17 protein-coding genes and 4 tRNA genes are annotated in these 18936 nt (G+C 44.2%); 10 read left to right on the forward strand and 11 right to left on the reverse strand.

Features of this window, described 5'->3' with window-relative positions; all coding sequences use genetic code 11:
* Window positions 1–83: 83 nt before the first annotated feature.
* From NO992_RS22865 to gpmM, 5 genes are all read right to left on the reverse strand, one after another.
* Window positions 84–557, reverse strand: coding sequence for a GNAT family N-acetyltransferase (locus NO992_RS22865; protein WP_371380706.1), 474 nt, complete (start codon window positions 555–557; stop codon window positions 84–86).
* 9 nt (window positions 558–566) lie between these two features.
* Window positions 567–1310: a divergent polysaccharide deacetylase family protein gene (locus NO992_RS22870; protein ID WP_069022174.1), complete on the reverse strand. Its 744-nt coding sequence runs from the start codon at window positions 1308–1310 to the stop codon at window positions 567–569.
* Window positions 1311–1392: 82 nt separating this feature from the next.
* A complete protein-coding gene (locus NO992_RS22875) occupies window positions 1393–2604 on the reverse strand; it encodes a S41 family peptidase (RefSeq protein WP_010378798.1) in 1212 nt (403 codons plus the stop codon).
* A gap of 38 nt (window positions 2605–2642) precedes the next feature.
* Complete coding sequence (locus tag NO992_RS22880) at window positions 2643–3788, reverse strand: murein hydrolase activator EnvC (protein WP_371380709.1); 1146 nt, start codon at window positions 3786–3788, stop codon at window positions 2643–2645.
* Between the two features lie 12 nt (window positions 3789–3800).
* Window positions 3801–5342, reverse strand: coding sequence for a 2,3-bisphosphoglycerate-independent phosphoglycerate mutase (gene gpmM, locus NO992_RS22885; protein ID WP_010378803.1), 1542 nt, complete (start codon window positions 5340–5342; stop codon window positions 3801–3803).
* A 277-nt stretch (window positions 5343–5619) separates the two neighbouring features.
* Here gpmM and NO992_RS22890 point away from each other — a divergent pair, with 277 nt between their 5' ends.
* From NO992_RS22890 to gpsA, 4 genes are all read left to right on the forward strand, one after another.
* On the forward strand, window positions 5620–6051 hold the full coding sequence (locus tag NO992_RS22890) for a rhodanese-like domain-containing protein (protein WP_010378806.1): 432 nt from the start codon (window positions 5620–5622) through the stop codon (window positions 6049–6051).
* Between the two features lie 12 nt (window positions 6052–6063).
* On the forward strand, window positions 6064–6321 hold the full coding sequence (gene grxC, locus NO992_RS22895) for a glutaredoxin 3 (RefSeq protein WP_253107751.1): 258 nt from the start codon (window positions 6064–6066) through the stop codon (window positions 6319–6321).
* Between the two features lie 83 nt (window positions 6322–6404).
* The gene (gene secB, locus NO992_RS22900; RefSeq protein WP_010607582.1) at window positions 6405–6893 is read left to right on the forward strand and encodes a protein-export chaperone SecB; all 489 of its coding nucleotides are present in this window, start codon (window positions 6405–6407) and stop codon (window positions 6891–6893) included.
* A gap of 3 nt (window positions 6894–6896) precedes the next feature.
* Window positions 6897–7904: an NAD(P)H-dependent glycerol-3-phosphate dehydrogenase gene (gene gpsA, locus NO992_RS22905; RefSeq protein WP_371380712.1), complete on the forward strand. Its 1008-nt coding sequence runs from the start codon at window positions 6897–6899 to the stop codon at window positions 7902–7904.
* 32 nt (window positions 7905–7936) lie between these two features.
* On the opposite strand, the gene NO992_RS22910 is transcribed toward gpsA, so the two are convergent.
* Window positions 7937–8233 carry a hypothetical protein gene (locus NO992_RS22910; RefSeq protein ID WP_010378819.1) on the reverse strand — a complete coding sequence of 99 codons (297 nt, stop codon included), beginning with the start codon at window positions 8231–8233 and terminating at the stop codon, window positions 7937–7939.
* Between the two features lie 127 nt (window positions 8234–8360).
* Between NO992_RS22910 and NO992_RS22915 the strand changes: the two genes are divergently transcribed.
* The 6 genes from NO992_RS22915 to msrB all read left to right on the forward strand — a co-directional run bounded on the left by NO992_RS22915 (window position 8361) and on the right by msrB (window position 16337).
* Window positions 8361–9095 carry a TrmH family RNA methyltransferase gene (locus NO992_RS22915; RefSeq protein ID WP_371380716.1) on the forward strand — a complete coding sequence of 245 codons (735 nt, stop codon included), beginning with the start codon at window positions 8361–8363 and terminating at the stop codon, window positions 9093–9095.
* Window positions 9096–9159: 64 nt separating this feature from the next.
* Window positions 9160–12549: an AAA family ATPase gene (locus tag NO992_RS22920; protein ID WP_371380718.1), complete on the forward strand. Its 3390-nt coding sequence runs from the start codon at window positions 9160–9162 to the stop codon at window positions 12547–12549.
* Between the two features lie 18 nt (window positions 12550–12567).
* Entirely contained in the window at window positions 12568–13293 is a 726-nt protein-coding gene (zipA, locus tag NO992_RS22925; protein ID WP_371380720.1) for a cell division protein ZipA, read from the forward strand.
* Window positions 13294–13359: 66 nt separating this feature from the next.
* Window positions 13360–15378, forward strand: a complete 2019-nt coding sequence (gene ligA / locus NO992_RS22930) for an NAD-dependent DNA ligase LigA (protein WP_017216551.1) — start codon at window positions 13360–13362, stop codon at window positions 15376–15378.
* Between the two features lie 4 nt (window positions 15379–15382).
* Window positions 15383–15895: a DUF2919 domain-containing protein gene (locus tag NO992_RS22935; protein WP_371380722.1), complete on the forward strand. Its 513-nt coding sequence runs from the start codon at window positions 15383–15385 to the stop codon at window positions 15893–15895.
* Window position 15896: 1 nt separating this feature from the next.
* Window positions 15897–16337 carry a peptide-methionine (R)-S-oxide reductase MsrB gene (gene msrB, locus NO992_RS22940; RefSeq protein ID WP_039491435.1) on the forward strand — a complete coding sequence of 147 codons (441 nt, stop codon included), beginning with the start codon at window positions 15897–15899 and terminating at the stop codon, window positions 16335–16337.
* Window positions 16338–16359: 22 nt separating this feature from the next.
* On the opposite strand, the gene NO992_RS22945 is transcribed toward msrB, so the two are convergent.
* The 5 genes from NO992_RS22945 to NO992_RS22965 form a co-directional block, all read right to left on the reverse strand.
* The gene (locus NO992_RS22945; protein ID WP_371380725.1) at window positions 16360–17991 is read right to left on the reverse strand and encodes a response regulator; all 1632 of its coding nucleotides are present in this window, start codon (window positions 17989–17991) and stop codon (window positions 16360–16362) included.
* 379 nt (window positions 17992–18370) lie between these two features.
* Window positions 18371–18446 (reverse strand) — tRNA-Val (locus tag NO992_RS22950).
* A 65-nt stretch (window positions 18447–18511) separates the two neighbouring features.
* Window positions 18512–18587: transfer RNA gene (locus tag NO992_RS22955), tRNA-Val, on the reverse strand.
* A 131-nt stretch (window positions 18588–18718) separates the two neighbouring features.
* Window positions 18719–18794, reverse strand: a tRNA-Val gene (locus NO992_RS22960).
* A 65-nt stretch (window positions 18795–18859) separates the two neighbouring features.
* A tRNA-Val gene (locus NO992_RS22965) sits at window positions 18860–18935 on the reverse strand.
* Between the last annotated feature and the right edge of the window lies 1 nt (window position 18936).

An 18936-nucleotide genomic window follows, 5' to 3' on the forward strand; every position in this document is an offset into this window, starting at 1 on the left:
AGAATGACTATGCTACGCTGGCTCTGCCTTGTATAAATACCAATCAAACTGCTGCAAAAACAAACTTGAAAGATCAATAGGCCCTAGTAGGCGGGCATATGCTTTTCCATCAGGTAATTGGTTAATACTTCGCCGCGAACGTTCACTTGTTGTTCCTTTATCACTTGGAAACCAAAATGTTCAAAGAAAGGTTTAGCCGTTTTACTAACATGGGAAAATAAGCGCGTTGTGTTGGTTATTTTGCTGTGTTCTAAGAGTGCGAGCATAAGTGCTTTACCTATGCCTTGGCCCTGATGTTCTGCATGGCAAAAAAAGTGATCAATAAGACCGTCAGCTTGGATATCGGCAAAGCCAACAATTTTACCATTTAGTACGGCGACAAGGGGCTGATTGCTCCGTAATCGGTCTTGCCAGCCTTTATCGGCAACGTCGCTATATGCCCATGCATTAACTTGGCTATTGGAGTAATGCTGTATATTTACCGAGCGTATAGTGTCAAACATAAGCTTGCGTAACTCGGCTTCTTCGCCGCTTTGAAACTGTCTGATGATAATCATTGTTAATCTTTATTCTTGGAGTCTTAATTGCCCGGAAATAGCATGCTGCTCAGCAATTTCTGCAAGTCGTACGTATTTTTGTTCAACCAGTTGAGACACGGGAACAAGTTTGGCGTCAATACTTTCAAGCTCTGCTAACTTGGCTGCAAGAAAGGCGGCGGTTTCCTTATATGGGTGTGCAATGATAATAACATGCTCGTGATTATCAAGTAGCTTGAGCATATGTTGCCACTGCTTGTTGAGCGCCTCAGTGGATACATCATTGTCTAGAAAGACCTGTCGAGCGACGTTTTTTACGCCGTAAAGGTTGGCAGCATATTGGGCTTGACTGTGGCTAGTGGTACGGCTATCCAAAAAGTATAATCCGCGCTTTTTTAGTATTTCCATTGTCCATTTCATTGGCTCTATTTGTTCGGTTAATGCTGAGCCCATGTGATTATTCACGCCTTTAACCTGAGGTAGCGTCGATAGCGCATTGCCAAGTGTCATTTGCAACTGCCACTTTTCCATATCGATAGTTAATGCGCCCGGGCCAAGGGCCTTTTCCGTGTCTTGTGCCTGCATTGGCACATGTAATAAAAGCTCGCGTTGTTGGCGGCTGGCTGCAAAGGCAAATTGTTGAGAAAAAGGGGTGTGGGGCAGGATCGAAAAGGTGATCCCACCCGGTAAAGACAGCAACTCTAAGTCACGTTGGTGATTGCCAATGTCGTCTATAACAATGGCAAACTGTTTTGCTGGCACTGCAAAAGTCATGCAGGTCAGTATTATCCCGATTATTTTTTTTAGCACACAAATTATTATTATAGTTTACAGCCCTACAGGACCGTTTTTTAATTTACTGTGATTGAACTAACGCTAGCGCCTTAGGCCAATGCGAGGCTAGCTGTTCAATACCTGTTGTTTTGATTGATTCTTCACCAGTGATTATAGCGCTTTTATCCAACAGGGAAAGCGCTTGTTTGGTAAAATATACATCGGGCTCTATGCCTTTACCTTCAATTGATGTACCCGCAGGTGTGTAGTATCTCGCTGTCGTTAACTTTAATGCTGTAGTACCATTGCCAATCGGGATCAAGGATTGCACTGAACCTTTACCATAGGAACGTAAGCCAACGACTAAGGCACGTTTATTATCCTTGAGTGCGGCCGCTAAAATCTCGGCAGCTGAAGCGGAATTATTGTTGATTAATACCAAAATAGGCGCACCATTTAAAATATCTCCCCGCTTTGCAATGTAAGCCTGATTGGCGTCATAGAAGCGGCCTTTGGTCGTGACGATTGTGCCACTATCTAAAAAAAGATCTGAGATTGCCACTGCACTATTAAGTGTGCCGCCGGGGTTGTCACGTAAATCAATAACCAGCTTTTTCAATGGACTGCCTAACTGTACTTGTAGTCGGTTTATGTGTCTTGCAACATCATGATAGGTGTGGTGGTTAAAACTGTTGACACTCAAAAAACCGGTACCGTCGTTTAAGAGTTTACTGGCGACACTTTCAATGACTATCTCTTGACGTTTAAGCTCAAGTGCAACTAACTCGTCTTGTCTTAATACCACTAAATTGATGAGGTTTTTATTTGCAGCTTTGAGTAGGGCAGACACTTCTTCTATCGATTTGCCCGCGACATTAGCGCCATTGATTGCGTGGAGTTTATCACCGCTCTCTATTCCTGCTTGAGCTGCAGGTGAGTTGGGCAGGGTATCCAAGATAATCACGTAATTATCTTGCTCTTCGACTTCAATACCAAGCCCTGTGTAGCGCCCATTTGCTGCACTGAAGATGGATTCCAAGTCTTCCTCGTTGAGATATTTAGAGTAGGGGTCTAAATTGTCAAAGAGACTCGACAAGTTGCCTGCGTTATAGCGACTGAGAGGTAAGTCTTCAACATAATAGGTGTGGATATGATACAGGATTTCATCGATTTCTTGAGCCGAAAACTTTTGTGTAGACGCGTGACTAAAAGCGCTAAAACTTAACAAAAGCAGGAAGCTTAATAATGCAACATAGCGCGCTGCAAGCGCGTAAAAACGGGTTTGTCTATTCATGTGCTGCTCCTCATCAAGGTGCAGCACGGGTTATTCAGTTAACTGGATCTGCACCATTTTATCGGATCTACAGCGCTTCCCTTATGCCGTATTTCAAAGTATAGACCAGGATCTCTTTGTCCGCCGCTTTGTCCTACCAAAGCGATCACTTCACCACTGCGAACTTGATCGCCAACATCGCGAAGCAGTGTTTGAGCGTGGCCGTATAGGCTCATAAAACCATGCCCATGATCAAGCACAATAACCCAGCCAAAGCCATTTAACCAATCTGCATACACAACTTGACCGGGAGCGACACTCGCAATTTCAGCCCCTTCTTTTGCGCCAATGAGGACGCCCTTCCAATTCATGCCTGCATGCTTGCTTTGGCCGAATTTATGCTTAATTCGACCTTTGGCCGGTAAACTCATTTTGCCTTTGAGTTTGGCTAGTCCATCTAAGCGTACTTCGGCTTCTCTTTGTGCCTTGGCAAGCTCTTCTAAAGTTTGGATTAAGGTTTGCTCATTTTCTTTTAAATATGCGATAGCAGAGCGTGTTTCACTGAGTTTGTTATTTAGGTTTGCAAGCTGGTTTTGGCGTTCTTTCTGCGCCTTCTTGAGCGCTTCTAAGCGTTCATTCTGATGGTTTTGTAGTGCTTCTAAGCGTGCTTGTGTTCTTGCTAACTCAGCTTGAGTCTGTGCCAATTCTTGGCCGATAGATTTGAGCTGTTCGAGTTGTTTAATGCGTGCTTTATTTAGGTAATCATAATAGGCAATAGTGCGCTCGAGCTTTGTTGCATGCTCTTGATTAAGTAACATTCTAGAATAATCATGAGAGCCCGTCATATAGGCACTTTTTAGCTGAGCCGCAAGGATCTTTTCAAATTTTTTCTTGTCGTTTAACAGCGTGCTTTCTTGCTTTTTAAGTTCGGCCTGCTCGGTTTGGTTTTCTGTGATCCCGATTTCTGTGAGTGAGATAGCTTTGGCACTTTTGGCAATATCAAGTTCGAAGGCTTTGAGCTTTGCTTCGTGACTGTTAATTTCACCGCGCTGCTTTTCTAACGCTTGTTGGCTAGCTTTAAGCTGTTGCTGAACTTCGCTTAAGTCTTGTTTGGTTCTAGATTCGTTGGCAACAGCGCCTGCTGTTGCCATGAGTAGCGCCGCACCGAGAAGTGCGGCGTAGTGAAATGTCGTTTTTAACGGCATACAGGCAGGCCGTTATTTTAAACGCATAATTGGAGTGCCAGTCATCTCGCTAGGCTGCTCCATACCAAGTAAATGCAGCATTGTAGGTGCAACATCGCTTAGTGCTTTTCCTGCTTGTGGCTCTGCATCACGACCTACATAAATAAATGGTACAGGCTCACTAGTGTGTGCTGTGTGAGCTTGGCCCGTTTTCGGGTTTTGCATTTGCTCAGCATTGCCGTGGTCTGCTGTGATCAGAGCTTCACCACCAGTTTCTTTTAACGCTGCAACCACACGACCGATACACTTATCAACGGCTTCACATGCTTTTACTGCGGCTTCGAATACACCAGAGTGTCCAACCATATCACCATTCGGGTAGTTACAGATAATGACGTCAAATTCACCGCTATGAATGGCTTCAACTAACTTATCCGTTAGCATTTCTGAGTTCATCTCTGGCTGCAAGTCGTAAGTGGCGACTTGTGGAGAAGGAATAAGCTCACGTTTTTCACCTTCAAAGAGATCTTCGCGACCGCCGCTAAAGAAGAAAGTGACATGGGCATATTTTTCCGTTTCTGAAATACGCAGCTGAGTTTTGTTGTGCTTAGCTAGCCATTCACCTAGCACATTTACAAGTGCTTCAGGCGCGAAAGCGATAGGGGCTTTAATGTCGGCAGCGTACTCAGTCATCATAACAAACGCACTTAGGTCCGGTGCTTTGCGTTTTTCGAAGCCATTAAAGTCAGCATCGACAAAAGCACGGGTCATCTGGCGCGCTCGGTCTGCACGGAAGTTCATAAAGATAACCGTATCACCATCATTGATAGTTGCGGCAGGTTGCCCAGCTTCGGTGATCACTGATGCTTTAACAAACTCATCATTCTCATCACGCGCGTAAGCTGCTTGTAGCGCTTCAACGCCATTACGATAAGTAAAATCAGCGTCGCCACTTACCATCAGGTTATAAGCAAACTCGACACGGTCCCAGCGATTGTCACGGTCCATAGCATAGTAGCGACCAATAATAGACGCTAGGCGGCCACAATTGAGTGACTGCATCAAGGCTTCCATTTTCTCAATTGACGCTTGTGCGCTACGAGGTGGTGTATCGCGGCCATCCAAAAATGCGTGCAAATAGACGGTTGCACCGCGCTCAGCCGCTAATTTAATCGCTGCAACAATGTGATCTTCATGACTGTGAACACCACCTGGGCTCAATAATCCCATTAGGTGAACGGCTTTGCCCTTTGCCACTGCTTTGTCGATATTCTCAACCAGAGCTGGATTGTGCTCAAACTCACCATCGTCAATCGCTTTAGTGATCCGCGTGAAGTCTTGATAAACCACACGTCCCGCACCGAGGTTAACGTGGCCAACTTCGGAATTCCCCATTTGTCCATCCGGTAGACCAACATCAAGGCCTGAACCTGAAATCAAGGTGTGTGGAGCAGAGCGCCATAGTTCATCTAATACTGGGGTATTGGCTGCTAAAATAGCATTGCTCTCGCTTTCTTCGCGATAGCCCCAACCGTCTAAAATCATTAATACCAATGGCTTTTTCTTAGCTGTCATTTGCGCTCCTGAAATCCTGAATTAGGCACGATGTTGATGTCTTATAGCAAACGCTACAAGGTTAGATTAACTAACTTGGCCTGCAGCGCTTCGATAAGCTTGCTCTGGTTGCTGACAAGTAGAATACCTGTTTTTGTATGAATATTCAGCCCCACAGCGATGAATTATCTACTTTGAGATTGATATTTGCTCATGTTGAACAAGTCTGTTTTGTCGAGAATAAAGCAGGTATACTTGCTGCCACTTTATCGTTTAATAATTTTTGGTTGATAAATTAATGGAACAATACGTTGCGTTTTTAGGTAACCATCCGGTACTTAGCATCATTTGGGTTGTGTTAGCCGCGATGTTAGTGAGTAGTTGGTTTAAAAGTCAGTTTTCTAAAATTAGACAAATTAATCCTCAGCAGTTGACTATGCTTGTTAACCGCCAAGATGGTCAGGTACTCGATATGCGTGCAGCAAAAGAGTTTAACCAAGGCCACATTGCAGGTTCTGAGCAGGTGAATGCGGAAAAACTCAAGCAAAAAGATTTTGCTGGTCTTGAAAAACATAAATCTAAGCCCATTATATTGGTCTGTAACACAGGTATGACGGCATCTGCTGTTGCTGATAATATGCACAAAGCTGGATTCGAGCAAGTGTACGTATTATCAGGTGGTATTGGCGCATGGCAAAGTGCGGGTTTACCAATCTCTAACGGAAAATAACTGAGGTCTATGATGAGCCAAGTCGTAATTTACACCAAAGACTATTGTCCATTTTGTCATCGTGCAAAAGCACTATTAGATGCAAAAGGTGTCACATACACTGAGTATGATATTGGCGCACAGCCTGAGCTTCGTGACGAGATGATCGAAAAAGCCAACGGTGGCTATACCGTGCCACAAATCTTTATCGCTGAGCGCCATATTGGTGGTTGCGACGATATGATGGCGCTTGAAGCGCAAGGCGAACTCGATAAGCTATTAGAAGCATAAGATTGATTGAGCTTTAGCTCAGCTTACTTTTTATAATGACTGCTAGGAACTAGCAGGATCACAACAGAATTTAGGAAATTATCATGGCAGAACAAAACCAAGCAGCAGAACAACAACAAGAAGGCGCTCAGTTCAACATTCAACGCATCTACACTAAAGATGTATCGTTTGAAACGCCAAACTCACCAGGTATCTTCCAAAAAGAGTGGACACCAGAAGTCAAGCTAGACATGGATACACGTTCAGCAAAGCTTGATGACAACGTTTTTGAAGTTGTTCTAGCGCTAACGGTAACGGCAACTATTGGTGAAGAAACTGCATTCCTATGTGAAATCCAACAAGCTGGTATCTTTGCAATTGCAGATCTTGAAGAAATGCAAATGGCACACATGCTAGGCGCATTCTGCCCTAACATTCTATTCCCATATGCGCGTGAAGCGGTAGCTAGCCTAGTTAACCGTGGTACTTTCCCACAGTTAAACCTTGCGCCAGTTAACTTTGACGCATTATTCGCTCAGTATATGCAGCAACGTGCGGCTCAAGCGCAGCCTGAGCAAACTGCTGACGCATAATTGATGAGTACAGCAAAATCAGCTGTAACTGTATTAGGGGCGGGGTCTTATGGCACCGCCCTTGCTATTTGTTTCGCCCGAAATGGTCACCAAGTGACACTGTGGGGACGCAATAGCGAACACGTTGAGGCGCTAGCAGCTGAGCGTAAAAACCAACGTTATCTTCCTGACACCCAGTTTCCAAACACGCTTGAACTTGAGGCCGATTTAGAAACGGCTGTTAAGTCTAGCGAGCGTATTTTGGTGGTTGTGCCAAGTCATGCGTTTGCAGACACCTTGAAGAAGATTAAACCTATGCTACTTGAGAATGCAAAAGTAGCTTGGGCAACCAAGGGGCTCGAACCAAACACTGGGCGATTATTGCAAGAGGTTGCACTGGACGTGTTAGGTGACGATGTGCCGCTGGCGGTGCTAAGTGGACCTACTTTTGCAAAAGAAATGGCAGCAGGGTTACCTACTGCTATTTCAGTGTCTTCGATTTGTGCAAAGTTTCGTGAAGAGCTTGCTGAGCTGTTGCATTGCGGTCGCTCGTTTCGGGTGTATAGCAACGAAGACTTTATTGGTATTCAGCTCGGTGGCGCGGTCAAAAACGTTATCGCAATTGGCGCGGGCATGTCTGACGGCTTTGGTTTTGGTGCCAATGCCAGAACGGCGCTTATTACCCGAGGACTTGCTGAACTTTGTCGTTTAGGATGTGCTTTAGGCGCGCGTTCTGAAACCTTTATGGGTATGGCAGGACTGGGTGACCTGATTCTCACTTGTACGGATAACCAGTCGCGTAATCGCCGCTTTGGTCTTGCGCTTGGCTCGGGAAAGTCGGTCGATGAGGCGATGTCGAGTATAGGTCAGGTGGTCGAAGGCTATCGTAATACCAAAGAAGTTTATCTACTTGCCAAACGCACAGGTATTGAAATGCCGATCACCGAGCAGATCTATCAAGTGCTTTATGAGCAAAAAGATGTGAAAGAAGCCGCGATGGCGTTGCTTGGTCGCGAAAAGCGAGCTGAGTGATAATCGAATAGAGAGGCGTAGCTACCTCTCTATTACTCTCCGAACTTAATGTTATAGCGACGTTTAAACCACAGTAAAAATGGGATTTCAATCACGCTAAATGCGACAATCGTAAACACCACCCAATTACTCTTAAAAAACACTAACGAAAATTCGATATCCTTGCCATAGTACAAACTTCCAGACACGACTAAAGAAACCGCAGTAACCAATAAATCTTGTTTGCTGATACTGGCGAGGCTTTTCTCTTTTAACTTTGGGTAAACGAATACATAGGCCACAAAAAGTAGAATAAAGTTGAGTAAAATAAGCGTTAGCTCAGGTGACATGATTACCTCTATGCCTTGTGTGTCATTCGGCACAAGATAACATAATTTCTTAGCTTAATGCCTCGTTGAAACGCTTTTTATCTGATACTGAACAGGTATAATGGTAAATCCAACTTTTGAGGTGCACATGATCTCCAAGAATCAACAAAAACTACTTCGTGCTTTAGGGCAAAAAAAATATCGCAAACAACATGGCCTGTATTTAGTACAAGGCGAAAAGAATGTGATTGAGTTAGTTGATGCTGGGTTGGTCGTTGAGCAATTGTTCGCGACCAGTGAGTTCATGACAAAGTATAAATCCAAACTCGTTAATATTGCTTGTGTCGAAGCAGAAGAAGATGTGCTGAGTAAGGTGAGCACTTTAGTGTCAAATAATGCGGCGATAGCGGTCGTTGCAATGCCGCCAGCAGAAGAAATCAATACAGCTGGGTTGGTGTTAGCATTGGATGGAGTCTCAGACCCGGGTAATCTCGGTACCATTATTCGTCTTGCTGATTGGTATGGATTAACGCAGCTTGTGGTAAGCGAAAACTGCGCCGATCAATTTAACCCTAAGGTGATCAGTGCCACCATGGGCTCATTTGTGCGTGTCAATGTGGTAAGAACCGATCTCGAGGCCTTTTTAAAACAGTATCAAGGCGAGTGCTATGGTGCATTCCTTGGTGGTGAGAGCGTGCATCAGTGCCAATTTAGTCGTAATGCCGTGTTGGTCATGGGCAGCGAGTCCCATGGTATTAGCGATACCATAGCGGCGCACATCAATAAAAAGGTGACTATTCCTGCGTTTGGCGGTGCTGAGTCATTGAATGTGGCGATGGCTACTGGGATCATTTTGGATAATATTAAACGCTGTCATTGCTAACTCATAGATCTTACTAATGAATTGCCTTATTCTCAAAAGTAACCGCGAACAACAATAATAAGCTATGCGACTGAGTAGCATCAAACTGGCCGGCTTTAAATCTTTCGTAGAGCCAACCAAGATCCCGTTTCCTGACCAGATGACATGTGTGGTTGGGCCAAACGGCTGTGGTAAGTCTAATGTTATTGATGCGGTTCGCTGGGTACTGGGTGAAAGCTCTGCGAAAAATCTCCGTGGCGATGCCATGACGGACGTTATTTTTAACGGTTCGACCAAACGTAAACCTATCTCGCAAGCTTCTGTAGAACTGATTTTTGATAATACTCAAGGCCGGTTGCCCGGCACGTTTGCAGATCGTAATCAAATTGCCATTAAGCGCTTAGTAACGCGAGATGGCCAATCTCTTTATTTTTTAAATGGGAGTAAGTGCCGTAAGCGCGATATCACGGATATCTTTTTGGGTACTGGCCTAGGTCCTCGCAGTTACGCAATTATAGAGCAAGGGATGATCTCTCGCTTGATTGAGAGTAAGCCGCAAGAGTTAAGAGTTTTTTTAGAAGAAGCCGCCGGGATTTCAAAATATAAAGAGCGTAGACGAGAAACCCAAACTCGGATCAAGAGTACCCGCGAAAACATGGAGCGTTTGCTCGATGTTAGGCAAGAGCTACAGAGTCAGCTAGATAAACTGGCACTTCAAGCACAACAGGCGAGCGAATATAAGTCTTTAAAGTCGCAAGAGCGTGACTTAAAGTCTTGGATAGCGATTTTAAAGTGGCAAAGCCTTGAGCAAAAGCAGGCAATCAAAGCCAAAGAAATTGCCAAACTCAATGAAAAATTAGCATTTTTTAATGAAGCTCACAGTGGTCATGACAGCATTTTAGCGACGTTAGAACATGAAATTAAGCATTGCAATGATGGCTATGAGCAAGCACAACATAGCGTGCACCGAATTGAAACCCAGTTGGCAACGCTTGAGCAACAGAAAGTCAATCTAACTGACAAAAAGCGTCAGCTTATTGAGCAGTCTCAAATACTGAAATCACAACAGCAAGAAGTGATTGAGGCGCAAGACGAGCAAGCCGAGTATGTGGCGAGCAGCGCTGAAAAAGTCGCTGAAGTTTCTGAACGACTTGAAATTGCGCTATTGCAATTGGAAGAAATTCAACTCATAAATGAGCAAAGTGACACAGAGCAGACTCAGTTAGAAGCGCAGTTTAGTGGTGCACAGAAGCAGTACCAACAAATACATGCTCAGGTACAGCAAGGGGCAAGCCAATTAGCGCAACAACAGCAAGCTAAACTGCACATAGACAAGCGTCAGGCTGAACTGCTGGAACAGGCAGACGCGCATCACGCATCTATGTTGGAAAATGACTTGGCTGAAGCTCAGGATGCACATCATCAGCTGGTTCAAGCGATGGCTAAATTACAAAGCCAAGCTGGTAAGTTGCAAGACCAAGAGCAAGCCAATAAAGAGGAAATCTTACTGGCACAGGCTCATGCTCAAAAAGCGAACCAGGTGTTACAAGAAGTGCAATCTGAAATAAAAGCGTTATCACGCTGGGCAGAGGAAACATCGGAGGCTTCATCTGCGACTATGTTATCGCAACTTGTTGTCGAGTCTGGGTATGAAGAATGCGTGGAAGCGGCACTGCTTGGGTTGACGCATTTGGTCGTTGAGCAAAGCGAAATGAATACGCTATGGCCCATCGAACTCGAAGTTCCCGTTGATTCCGTCGCGACAAAAATAAGCTCAGGACTATTCCCCAGCTTTTTAACGAAAATAAAATTATGCGCTGAACCTACAGACTTTAAATCGTGTGAACAATTCCTTCTCGGCGTGACGGTCGGTGGCGTTATTGTGGGAGATAACTTCAAGGCCAAGGCGAAAAGCAATGAAGAGAGTGGCGTGTTAAAACGCTATGCCCAATTGCAGTCATGCCAATCTCAGCTTCCTCATTTACAACAACTCACCGAAGAGGCCGAGCAGGCTGTAGCACAGAAACGTATTGCTCTTGAGGATACGCAAGCTGGTTTATTAGAAATACAGCAATGCGTTCACGAAAAAGCACAAGCAATCGCCAGCCATAAAACCAAAATTGAAATGCTGGATGAGAATCTGAGCACTTGGCGTGAGCAAGGACAGAAAATTCAAGAACAACTTGATGCCATTGCTCAAGAACGAGCTGAGGTCATCGAACAACTTGAACTTTATACTGAACAGCAATTACAACGTGATGAATTGCTAGCGCAAGCACAACAAGCACAACAACTGGCCGAGGTTAAGTTGGCCGAGTTTAAACAACATAGTCAATCTCGACGCGCCGCATTACAAGAAGCACAGCAATTAGTTCATACCACTAAACTTGCATCACAGCAGGCAGAAAGTGAACTACAGCTCAGCAATTCTAAATTTGAACACTTGCAACATCGTCGCGATGAAATAAACCAGCGCATCGAGCAAACACAAGCAGATATTTTGCTTTGTGAAGAGCCGCTCGCGAAGGCGCATGAAGACATTGAATTATTGCTCGCCCAACATCTAGAAGCCAAGGCGCAAAAGCAAACGATGTTGGATACGCTCAACCAAGCCAAGGAAAACCTTTCCCAAAAACAAGCGGCATTAAAAGATGCACAAGGCGAAGTGGGTAAACTCAATGAGTCTTTGCAACAAGTGAAACTTGAAGAGCAAAGCTTGATGATAAAGGCGCAAGCGGCACTTGAACCCTTACAGGAGCTTGGTCGGACGCTAAAAGCGGAGCTGGCGCAATTACCTGAGGATGCAAATTTGGGGCAGTATCAAGCTAATTTAAGCCGAGTTAGTAATGATCTTGGTAAGTTAGGGGCTGTGAACTTAGCTGCAATTGAAGAGTTTGAAGAAGCGAAGGCACGCAAAACCTATTTAGATACACAGCTGGATGATCTCACTAATGCGTTAGAAACGTTAGAAGCGGTGATCAGAAAAATTGATAAAGAGACCAAAACCCGCTTCAGTGCCACCTTTAATCAAGTGAATGAAGATTTAGCCGAGTTGTTTCCTAAAGTGTTTGGTGGGGGGAATGCATATCTAGAATTGACTAGCGATGACTTGCTGGAAAGTGGTGTTTCTATCATGGCAAGGCCGCCTGGTAAGAAAAACTCGACAATTCATCTGTTAAGTGGTGGAGAAAAAGCGCTGACCGCATTATCATTGGTGTTTTCAATATTCAGGCTTAATCCAGCCCCATTCTGTATGCTGGATGAAGTAGATGCACCGCTTGATGACGCAAACGTAGGGCGATTTTGTCGTTTGGTTGAAGAGATGTCGCAAACAGTGCAATTTATTTATATCAGTCATAATAAGGTCGCTATGGAAATGGCGGGTAGACTGACGGGGGTAACCATGGCAGAACCCGGGGTGTCGCGTATGGTTGCCGTAGATATAGAACAAGCGGTGCAAATGGCACAGGCATAACAACAAAAAAGGTGAGCAATGGCCACAGAGTTAAGATGGGCATTAATCGTGATCAGTGCGTTGGTCATAGGCGGGTTACTCATACATGGACTTTGGTCTGTTCGTAAGAAGAACAGCGATAAAGTGTCTAAAAAGGAGCCCAATGAACTCAAAGAGCAAACGCCGAATCATGATAAAGAGCCTGACGAACCTGAAATTGGAGAGATGACCTTTAGTGCGGTAGATGAAGAGCCTGCGACTGAGGGTATTTTAGCGACGGAAGAGCCTGAAACTGAGGTGCAAACCGAGAACAGTGGATCTGAAGAGGCTGAGCCTGAAGAGAGTGCAATAGAGCCACAAGACTTTATTATTCTCCACGTTGATATGCCTGAAGGCCTGAAAATGGCAGGTTCAAGGTTGTTACCAACCGTGTTAAGCCTTGGATTTAAATATTCTGATGAGGGCTTCTTTAATCGCCATTTAGAGCCGTCCGGAAACGGTCCTGTGTTATTTAGATTGGTAAACATGTACAACCCAGGTACGTTTGACATCGATAACATGGAACAATTTAGCACAGCTGGCATTAGCCTATTTATGACATTACCTTGTGAAGGCGATAACTTGGCTGCATTTAATATGCTTCACAGTGCATCGAAAAAACTAGCTGAAGAGTTTGGCGCAACCGTACTTGATAAAGACCGCGAACCGTTAACGGTTGAAGCCGTGCGCGGTTATGTTGAAAAAGTGCGTGAATTCGCCGCTTAATCGCTACTTAGAATCATTTTTAAGCCACTGGCATCTGCTGGTGGCTTTTTACGTTTAGAGGTTTAAATGTCAGACAACATTGAAAGCCAAGTTGCAGCTCTTAGGCAGCAACTCGAAGATTACAATTACCAATATTATGTTCTAGATAACCCAAGTGTGCCTGATGCGGAATATGATCGTGTAATGCGCCAGTTGATGGCGCTTGAGCAGCAGCATCCTGAGTTACAAAGTCCTGATTCCCCATCGCAGAAAGTGGGTGGTGAAGCGCTTAGCAAGTTTGAGCAAGTAACACACAGAGTACCTATGTTGTCGCTTGATAATGCCTTCGACGAGAGTGAATTTACGGCATTTAATCGCCGTCTAAAAGAGCGCCTACTGACAAGTAAAGATGTTACTTTTTGCTGTGAACCAAAGCTCGATGGCTTGGCGGTGTCTATTTTGTATCGTGATGGTGTGCTCGTTCAAGCGGCGACAAGGGGAGACGGTCAAGTTGGGGAAAACATTACGGAGAACGTCAAAACCATTCGCAATATTCCGCTGAAATTGCGTGGAGAACATATTCCGCATGAAGTAGAAGTGCGTGGTGAAGTCTTTATGGATACTGCGGGTTTCATTAAGCTAAATGAAACGGCGCAAGCAAAAGGTGATAAGACCTTTGCAAACCCAAGAAATGCGGCTGCGGGAAGTCTGCGCCAATTAGACTCAAAAATCACCGCTAAGCGTCCGTTGATGTTTTATGCTTATTCTATGGGCTTGGTTGAAGGCGGTGAGCTGGCCAACGAGCATTATGCGCAACTACAGCAATTACAAGGTTGGGGCTTGCCAATGAGCCCTGAGACAAAGCTTGTCGATAATGCACAGCAAGCTTTGGCTTATTATCAAGATATCATGACGCGCCGTGCTGAGCTTCCCTATGAAATCGACGGCGTAGTGATCAAAGTGAATGATAAAGCGCAGCAAGAGCAGCTTGGCTTTGTTGCTCGCGCGCCGCGCTGGGCGATTGCATTTAAGTTTCCAGCACAAGAAGAGATCACTCAGCTGCTTGATGTTGAGTTTCAGGTCGGTCGTACTGGTGCGATCACGCCCGTTGCACGTTTAGAGCCTGTTTTTGTTGGTGGTGTTACGGTATCGAATGCCACGCTTCATAATGGTGATGAAATTGCGCGTTTAGGTGTAAAGATTGGTGATACCGTTATTGTACGCCGAGCTGGGGATGTGATCCCTCAGGTAACTCAGGTCGTTTTAGATAGGCGTCCAGATGATGCCAAAGAGATTGAGTTTCCAGATACTTGTCCGGTGTGTGATTCTCATGTTGAGCGCGTTGAAGGGGAAGCGGTTGCGCGTTGTACTGGCGGTTTAGTGTGCCGTGCACAACGTAAAGAAGCAATTAAGCACTTTGCATCGAGAAAGGCCCTCGACATAGATGGCCTTGGCGACAAAATAGTTGAGCAGTTAGTTGAGCGAGAGCTAATCAAGACGCCTGCCGATCTGTTTATCTTAAGACAAGGGCATTTTGAGTCTCTTGAACGTATGGGACCAAAGTCTGCTAAAAACTTGGTTGCGGCGCTTGAGGAAGCAAAGCAAACAACGTTAGCCAAATTTTTGTATTCCCTTGGGATCAGAGAAGTAGGTGAAGCGACAGCACAAAACTTGGCAAATCACTTCCTGATGCTTGAAAAAGTGATGGCCGCCTCCATTGATACTCTACAGCAAGTAAGTGATGTTGGTGTTGTTGTTGCGCAGCACATTCATAGTTTTTTTGCCGAGCAGCACAATCAAGAAGTGGTAACTGCATTGATTGAAGTGGGTGTAACTTGGCAAGATGTGGCAGCACCGTCAGAGGATGCACAGCCTTTAGCAGGGTTAACTTATGTGTTGACTGGAACCTTGAGCCAACTGAACCGCAACGATGCTAAAGCGAGATTGCAAGCGCTTGGCGCTAAGGTCGCGGGTAGTGTGTCGAAAAATACGGATGCAGTTTATGCCGGCGAAAAAGCAGGCTCTAAGCTCACTAAGGCACAAGAGCTAGGTGTTGAGGTGTTCGATGAAGAGGCGCTGATCGCACTGTTAAACAAATACGAGTAGTAAAATGAAATCAGTAACACGATACGGCCCTGAATACTGGGATAAATATGGCGTTTATCGTACGCCTATCGCTTTTAATTTAGCGCTGGTCGTGTTGCTCCGCCCGTTGCTTATTTGGGTGTTTTCTGCACTTGCGAGACGCCCAGATTTGGATTTGATGTCGCTATTCTTTGAGTCTAAGTTTCACTTTTTTGTCGCGACAGGGATCGCTTGTATCGCCCTCATACCAACCGTTGTGTTTTCTCTTAGGCGGCCAACAAGCTCTCCAAAGCTCGCAGTCGTCTGGCGTTATATGCGTTTGCCACTTATATTAACAGCGGTACTCGATTTGGCGTGGTTAATCCTGCAAGCTGGGAAAACCCATTATAGTTATTCTCCTTATATTGCCGTACAAATTGTACTGGTGAGTTGGGTACTTTTATATTTAATTAAAAGCCGCTATCTAAGTTGCTTTTTTGGCGATTGGCCACTTCCTGTTGAAGAGCAAAAGACAGAAGTAAACAAGAGAGAGAATTGAGATGTTAAAGTGGTTAGATATACTAAACTTTGCCAGAAATGGTAATCCTGTTGCTCCTCGCAGAGTTGAAAAATCGGACCAGCAATGGCAATCAGAGCTTGCTCCAGAAATTTACATGATCACCAGGAAAAAGGGGACTGAACGCCCGTTTAGCTCACAAAGTTGTCAGCTTTTTGAACCTGGTAAATACTACTGTGTATGCTGTGGCGAGCTGTTATTCGATGCCGAAGAAAAGTTTGATAGTGGCTCTGGTTGGCCCTCGTTTACACAGCCTGCAGCAGTGGAAGCGGTAGCGTATCATGGCGATAAGAGCCATGGAATGACGCGCGTCGAAATCACTTGTAACGTGTGTGATAGCCACTTAGGTCACGTATTCCCTGATGGCCCTGAACCAAGTGGACTGCGTTATTGTGTTAATGCCCTTGCAATGGAAAAGAAATAGTTCAATTGCGATAAACAAGTGATTACTCAAAGTCGAGTTTCATTTCATTTAGTTTAGCTTTGAGTTTACCGTAGCGGATCTGCTGTTCACTATCCAACTCAGACTGATTTAGCAAGGTAGTACAACGCTTTGCTAAATTGGAATTAAAAGTACTTCCTGACTTAGCACAACTATCACTCATACATTGCAGTAAATTTAGGGCTATTCCTGAGTTTTTAGGCATAATTCTAAATGCTTGAGTGAATGCCTCCAAAGCGGTTTCATATTGTCCTTTGTTAAATTGTGTGACCGCATGGTTATTCAGCTCTCTAGGGCCCATGGTGATCTCTTTTTTCTCTTGTTGCTGCTGATATAGATAGTGCATTGTGATGGGATCTGCGCTTGAGCTATGGCGCTCACAGTGGGCAATAACTTGACTAAATAGCTCCTGAGCTTTGTGGTTTAATCCCACCTCATGTAGTGCTTTTGCTTTGTCTAAAGTGGAATCTACCGAGCGAATAACGGGTTCATCTTCTAACTGTTCTAGCAGTTGTTTCGCTTTTTTATGCTCATCTTTTAGATAATGGACGCGGGCGTTGAGAACATCGATTTGCGCTTGAGTTTGTGCGTTTGGAAATTGCTGTTTTAAATCACTCAGGTATTGTTGCGTTTGTCTTGTGAGACGAGTGACTTGGTCTGATTGATCGGTACTCAGAGCAAAATCTATTCCTGCTCGTGCGGCGTTTAAATACACTTCTGGTTTGTCATGGATAGAGTAGCGCGCGAAACTTGCTATATCTTTATGTGCTTTATAGCTGGCTTCATAGTCGTGATTAATTTGCGCAACTCGACCAAGTGACTGTTGCCTATTTATATTTCTTGGTGCCATCTCAATTGCTTGCTCTAACAATTGCTGAGCATTCTCATATTGATTTAGCTTTATTTCGAGTTTGCTCAATAAATCGAGCGCAGGAAGACGAGTTTCTGGTCGCTCTATTAAGGTTTTCAACATCTTTTGAGCGATAACATCTTCATTGTTGGTAATGAGCGCCTCGACCAAGCCTAGCTTTGCCCATGTAAACTTTTGCAGAGCCAAAACCGACTTGTAAAAAGACTTTGCTTCTTCTAATTGATTGAGTCTGAGTAGAAGTTCTCCTTTTAGCTTTAGGAGTAGGGAAGTGTAGTTATGATCCTTGTTGTCTAGTTCTAGATCTAGCGCTTTTAAGGCCTTTGAATAGTTCTTATCGTCTACAAGCAAGTTTATATGCCTTAAAGCCTGTTTACGCTTTAAAACTCGTTCTATACGGTTTTGTAGTTCTTTTATTGAAAAGGGCTTAACTAAAAAGTCATCGGGTTGGAGTTCGATAATACTATGGACTAACTCGGGGCTAGTTTCAGAAGAAATAAAAATAAAAGCGGTACTTGAGCGAATTAACTGTTTGGACCGTAACTCTTCATAAAATTGATAGCCATTTTGCTTTTTTGCTAAACCAAAAGAGCATACGATGAGATCAAACTTATTGATGGTACAAAGCTCTTTTGCATTGTTTGCACTCTCTGCAAATTTTAAATTTCTGAAATCTAACTGTTCTAAAGATTGTTTCATATAGCTCAATGCTAATGGTTGATCTTCAACGATTAACATTTTGGCATTTTGAATAGATGGAGCTGACATAGAAACAATTTTTAGACAATGGCTTTGCTTCTAGTCTAGTACTTAGGTGTAGTTTTGAAAACAAAAATTAACTCATTTTTAGTAGGTTAGTCTATTTAGCTTATCCCAACTATTTACTGAGGTTAGTGTCAAAATAGTTAAGGGTATAAGCAAAATTTGGGAGGCTGGGTAGAGTATCTAATTAGTTAGTAAATGAGAAAACCGAGGTTGTTTCTATGGACTTTATGGCAGGTTTAAGTTTATTCAGTTTGATGTGTGGTTTGAGTAGGTGATAAGTAATAATGACTGTATGGAAAGTGAAGTGGTGTAATGGATTTAAAGCTGTGACTTTAGCCTTAGTGCGATGTTTTGCATCGACCACTATATCTAGAAAATAAAGTGGTGGGTTGTACTGGACTTGAACCAGTGACCCTCGCCTTGTAAGGGCGATGCTCTCCCAACTGAGCTAACAACCCAAATTGTGTTTCAATTTATACTCTTGAATCGAGTTTAATGTCCAATTCTAATCTAAGAGTAAAAATGGTGGGTTGTACTGGACTTGAACCAGTGACCCTCGCCTTGTAAGGGCGATGCTCTCCCAACTGAGCTAACAACCCAAATTGTGTTTCAATTTATACTCTTGAATCGAGTTATAGTGGGTTGTACTGGACTGAAACCAGTGACCCTTGCCTTGCTCAGGCTTAGTGCGATGCTTTGCATCAACCACTCTATCTAATAAATAATAAAGTGGTGGGTTGTACTGGACTTGAACCAGTGACCCTCGCCTTGTAAGGGCGATGCTCTCCCAACTGAGCTAACAACCCAAATTGTGTTTCAATTTATACTCTCGAATAGAGTTTAATGTCCAATTCTAATCTAAGAGTAGAAGTGGTGGGTTGTACTGGACTTGAACCAGTGACCCTCGCCTTGTAAGGGCGATGCTCTCCCAACTGAGCTAACAACCCA

This window comes from Pseudoalteromonas sp. DY56-GL79 (assembly GCF_041414765.1).
Lineage (GTDB): Bacteria > Pseudomonadota > Gammaproteobacteria > Enterobacterales > Alteromonadaceae > Pseudoalteromonas > Pseudoalteromonas piscicida.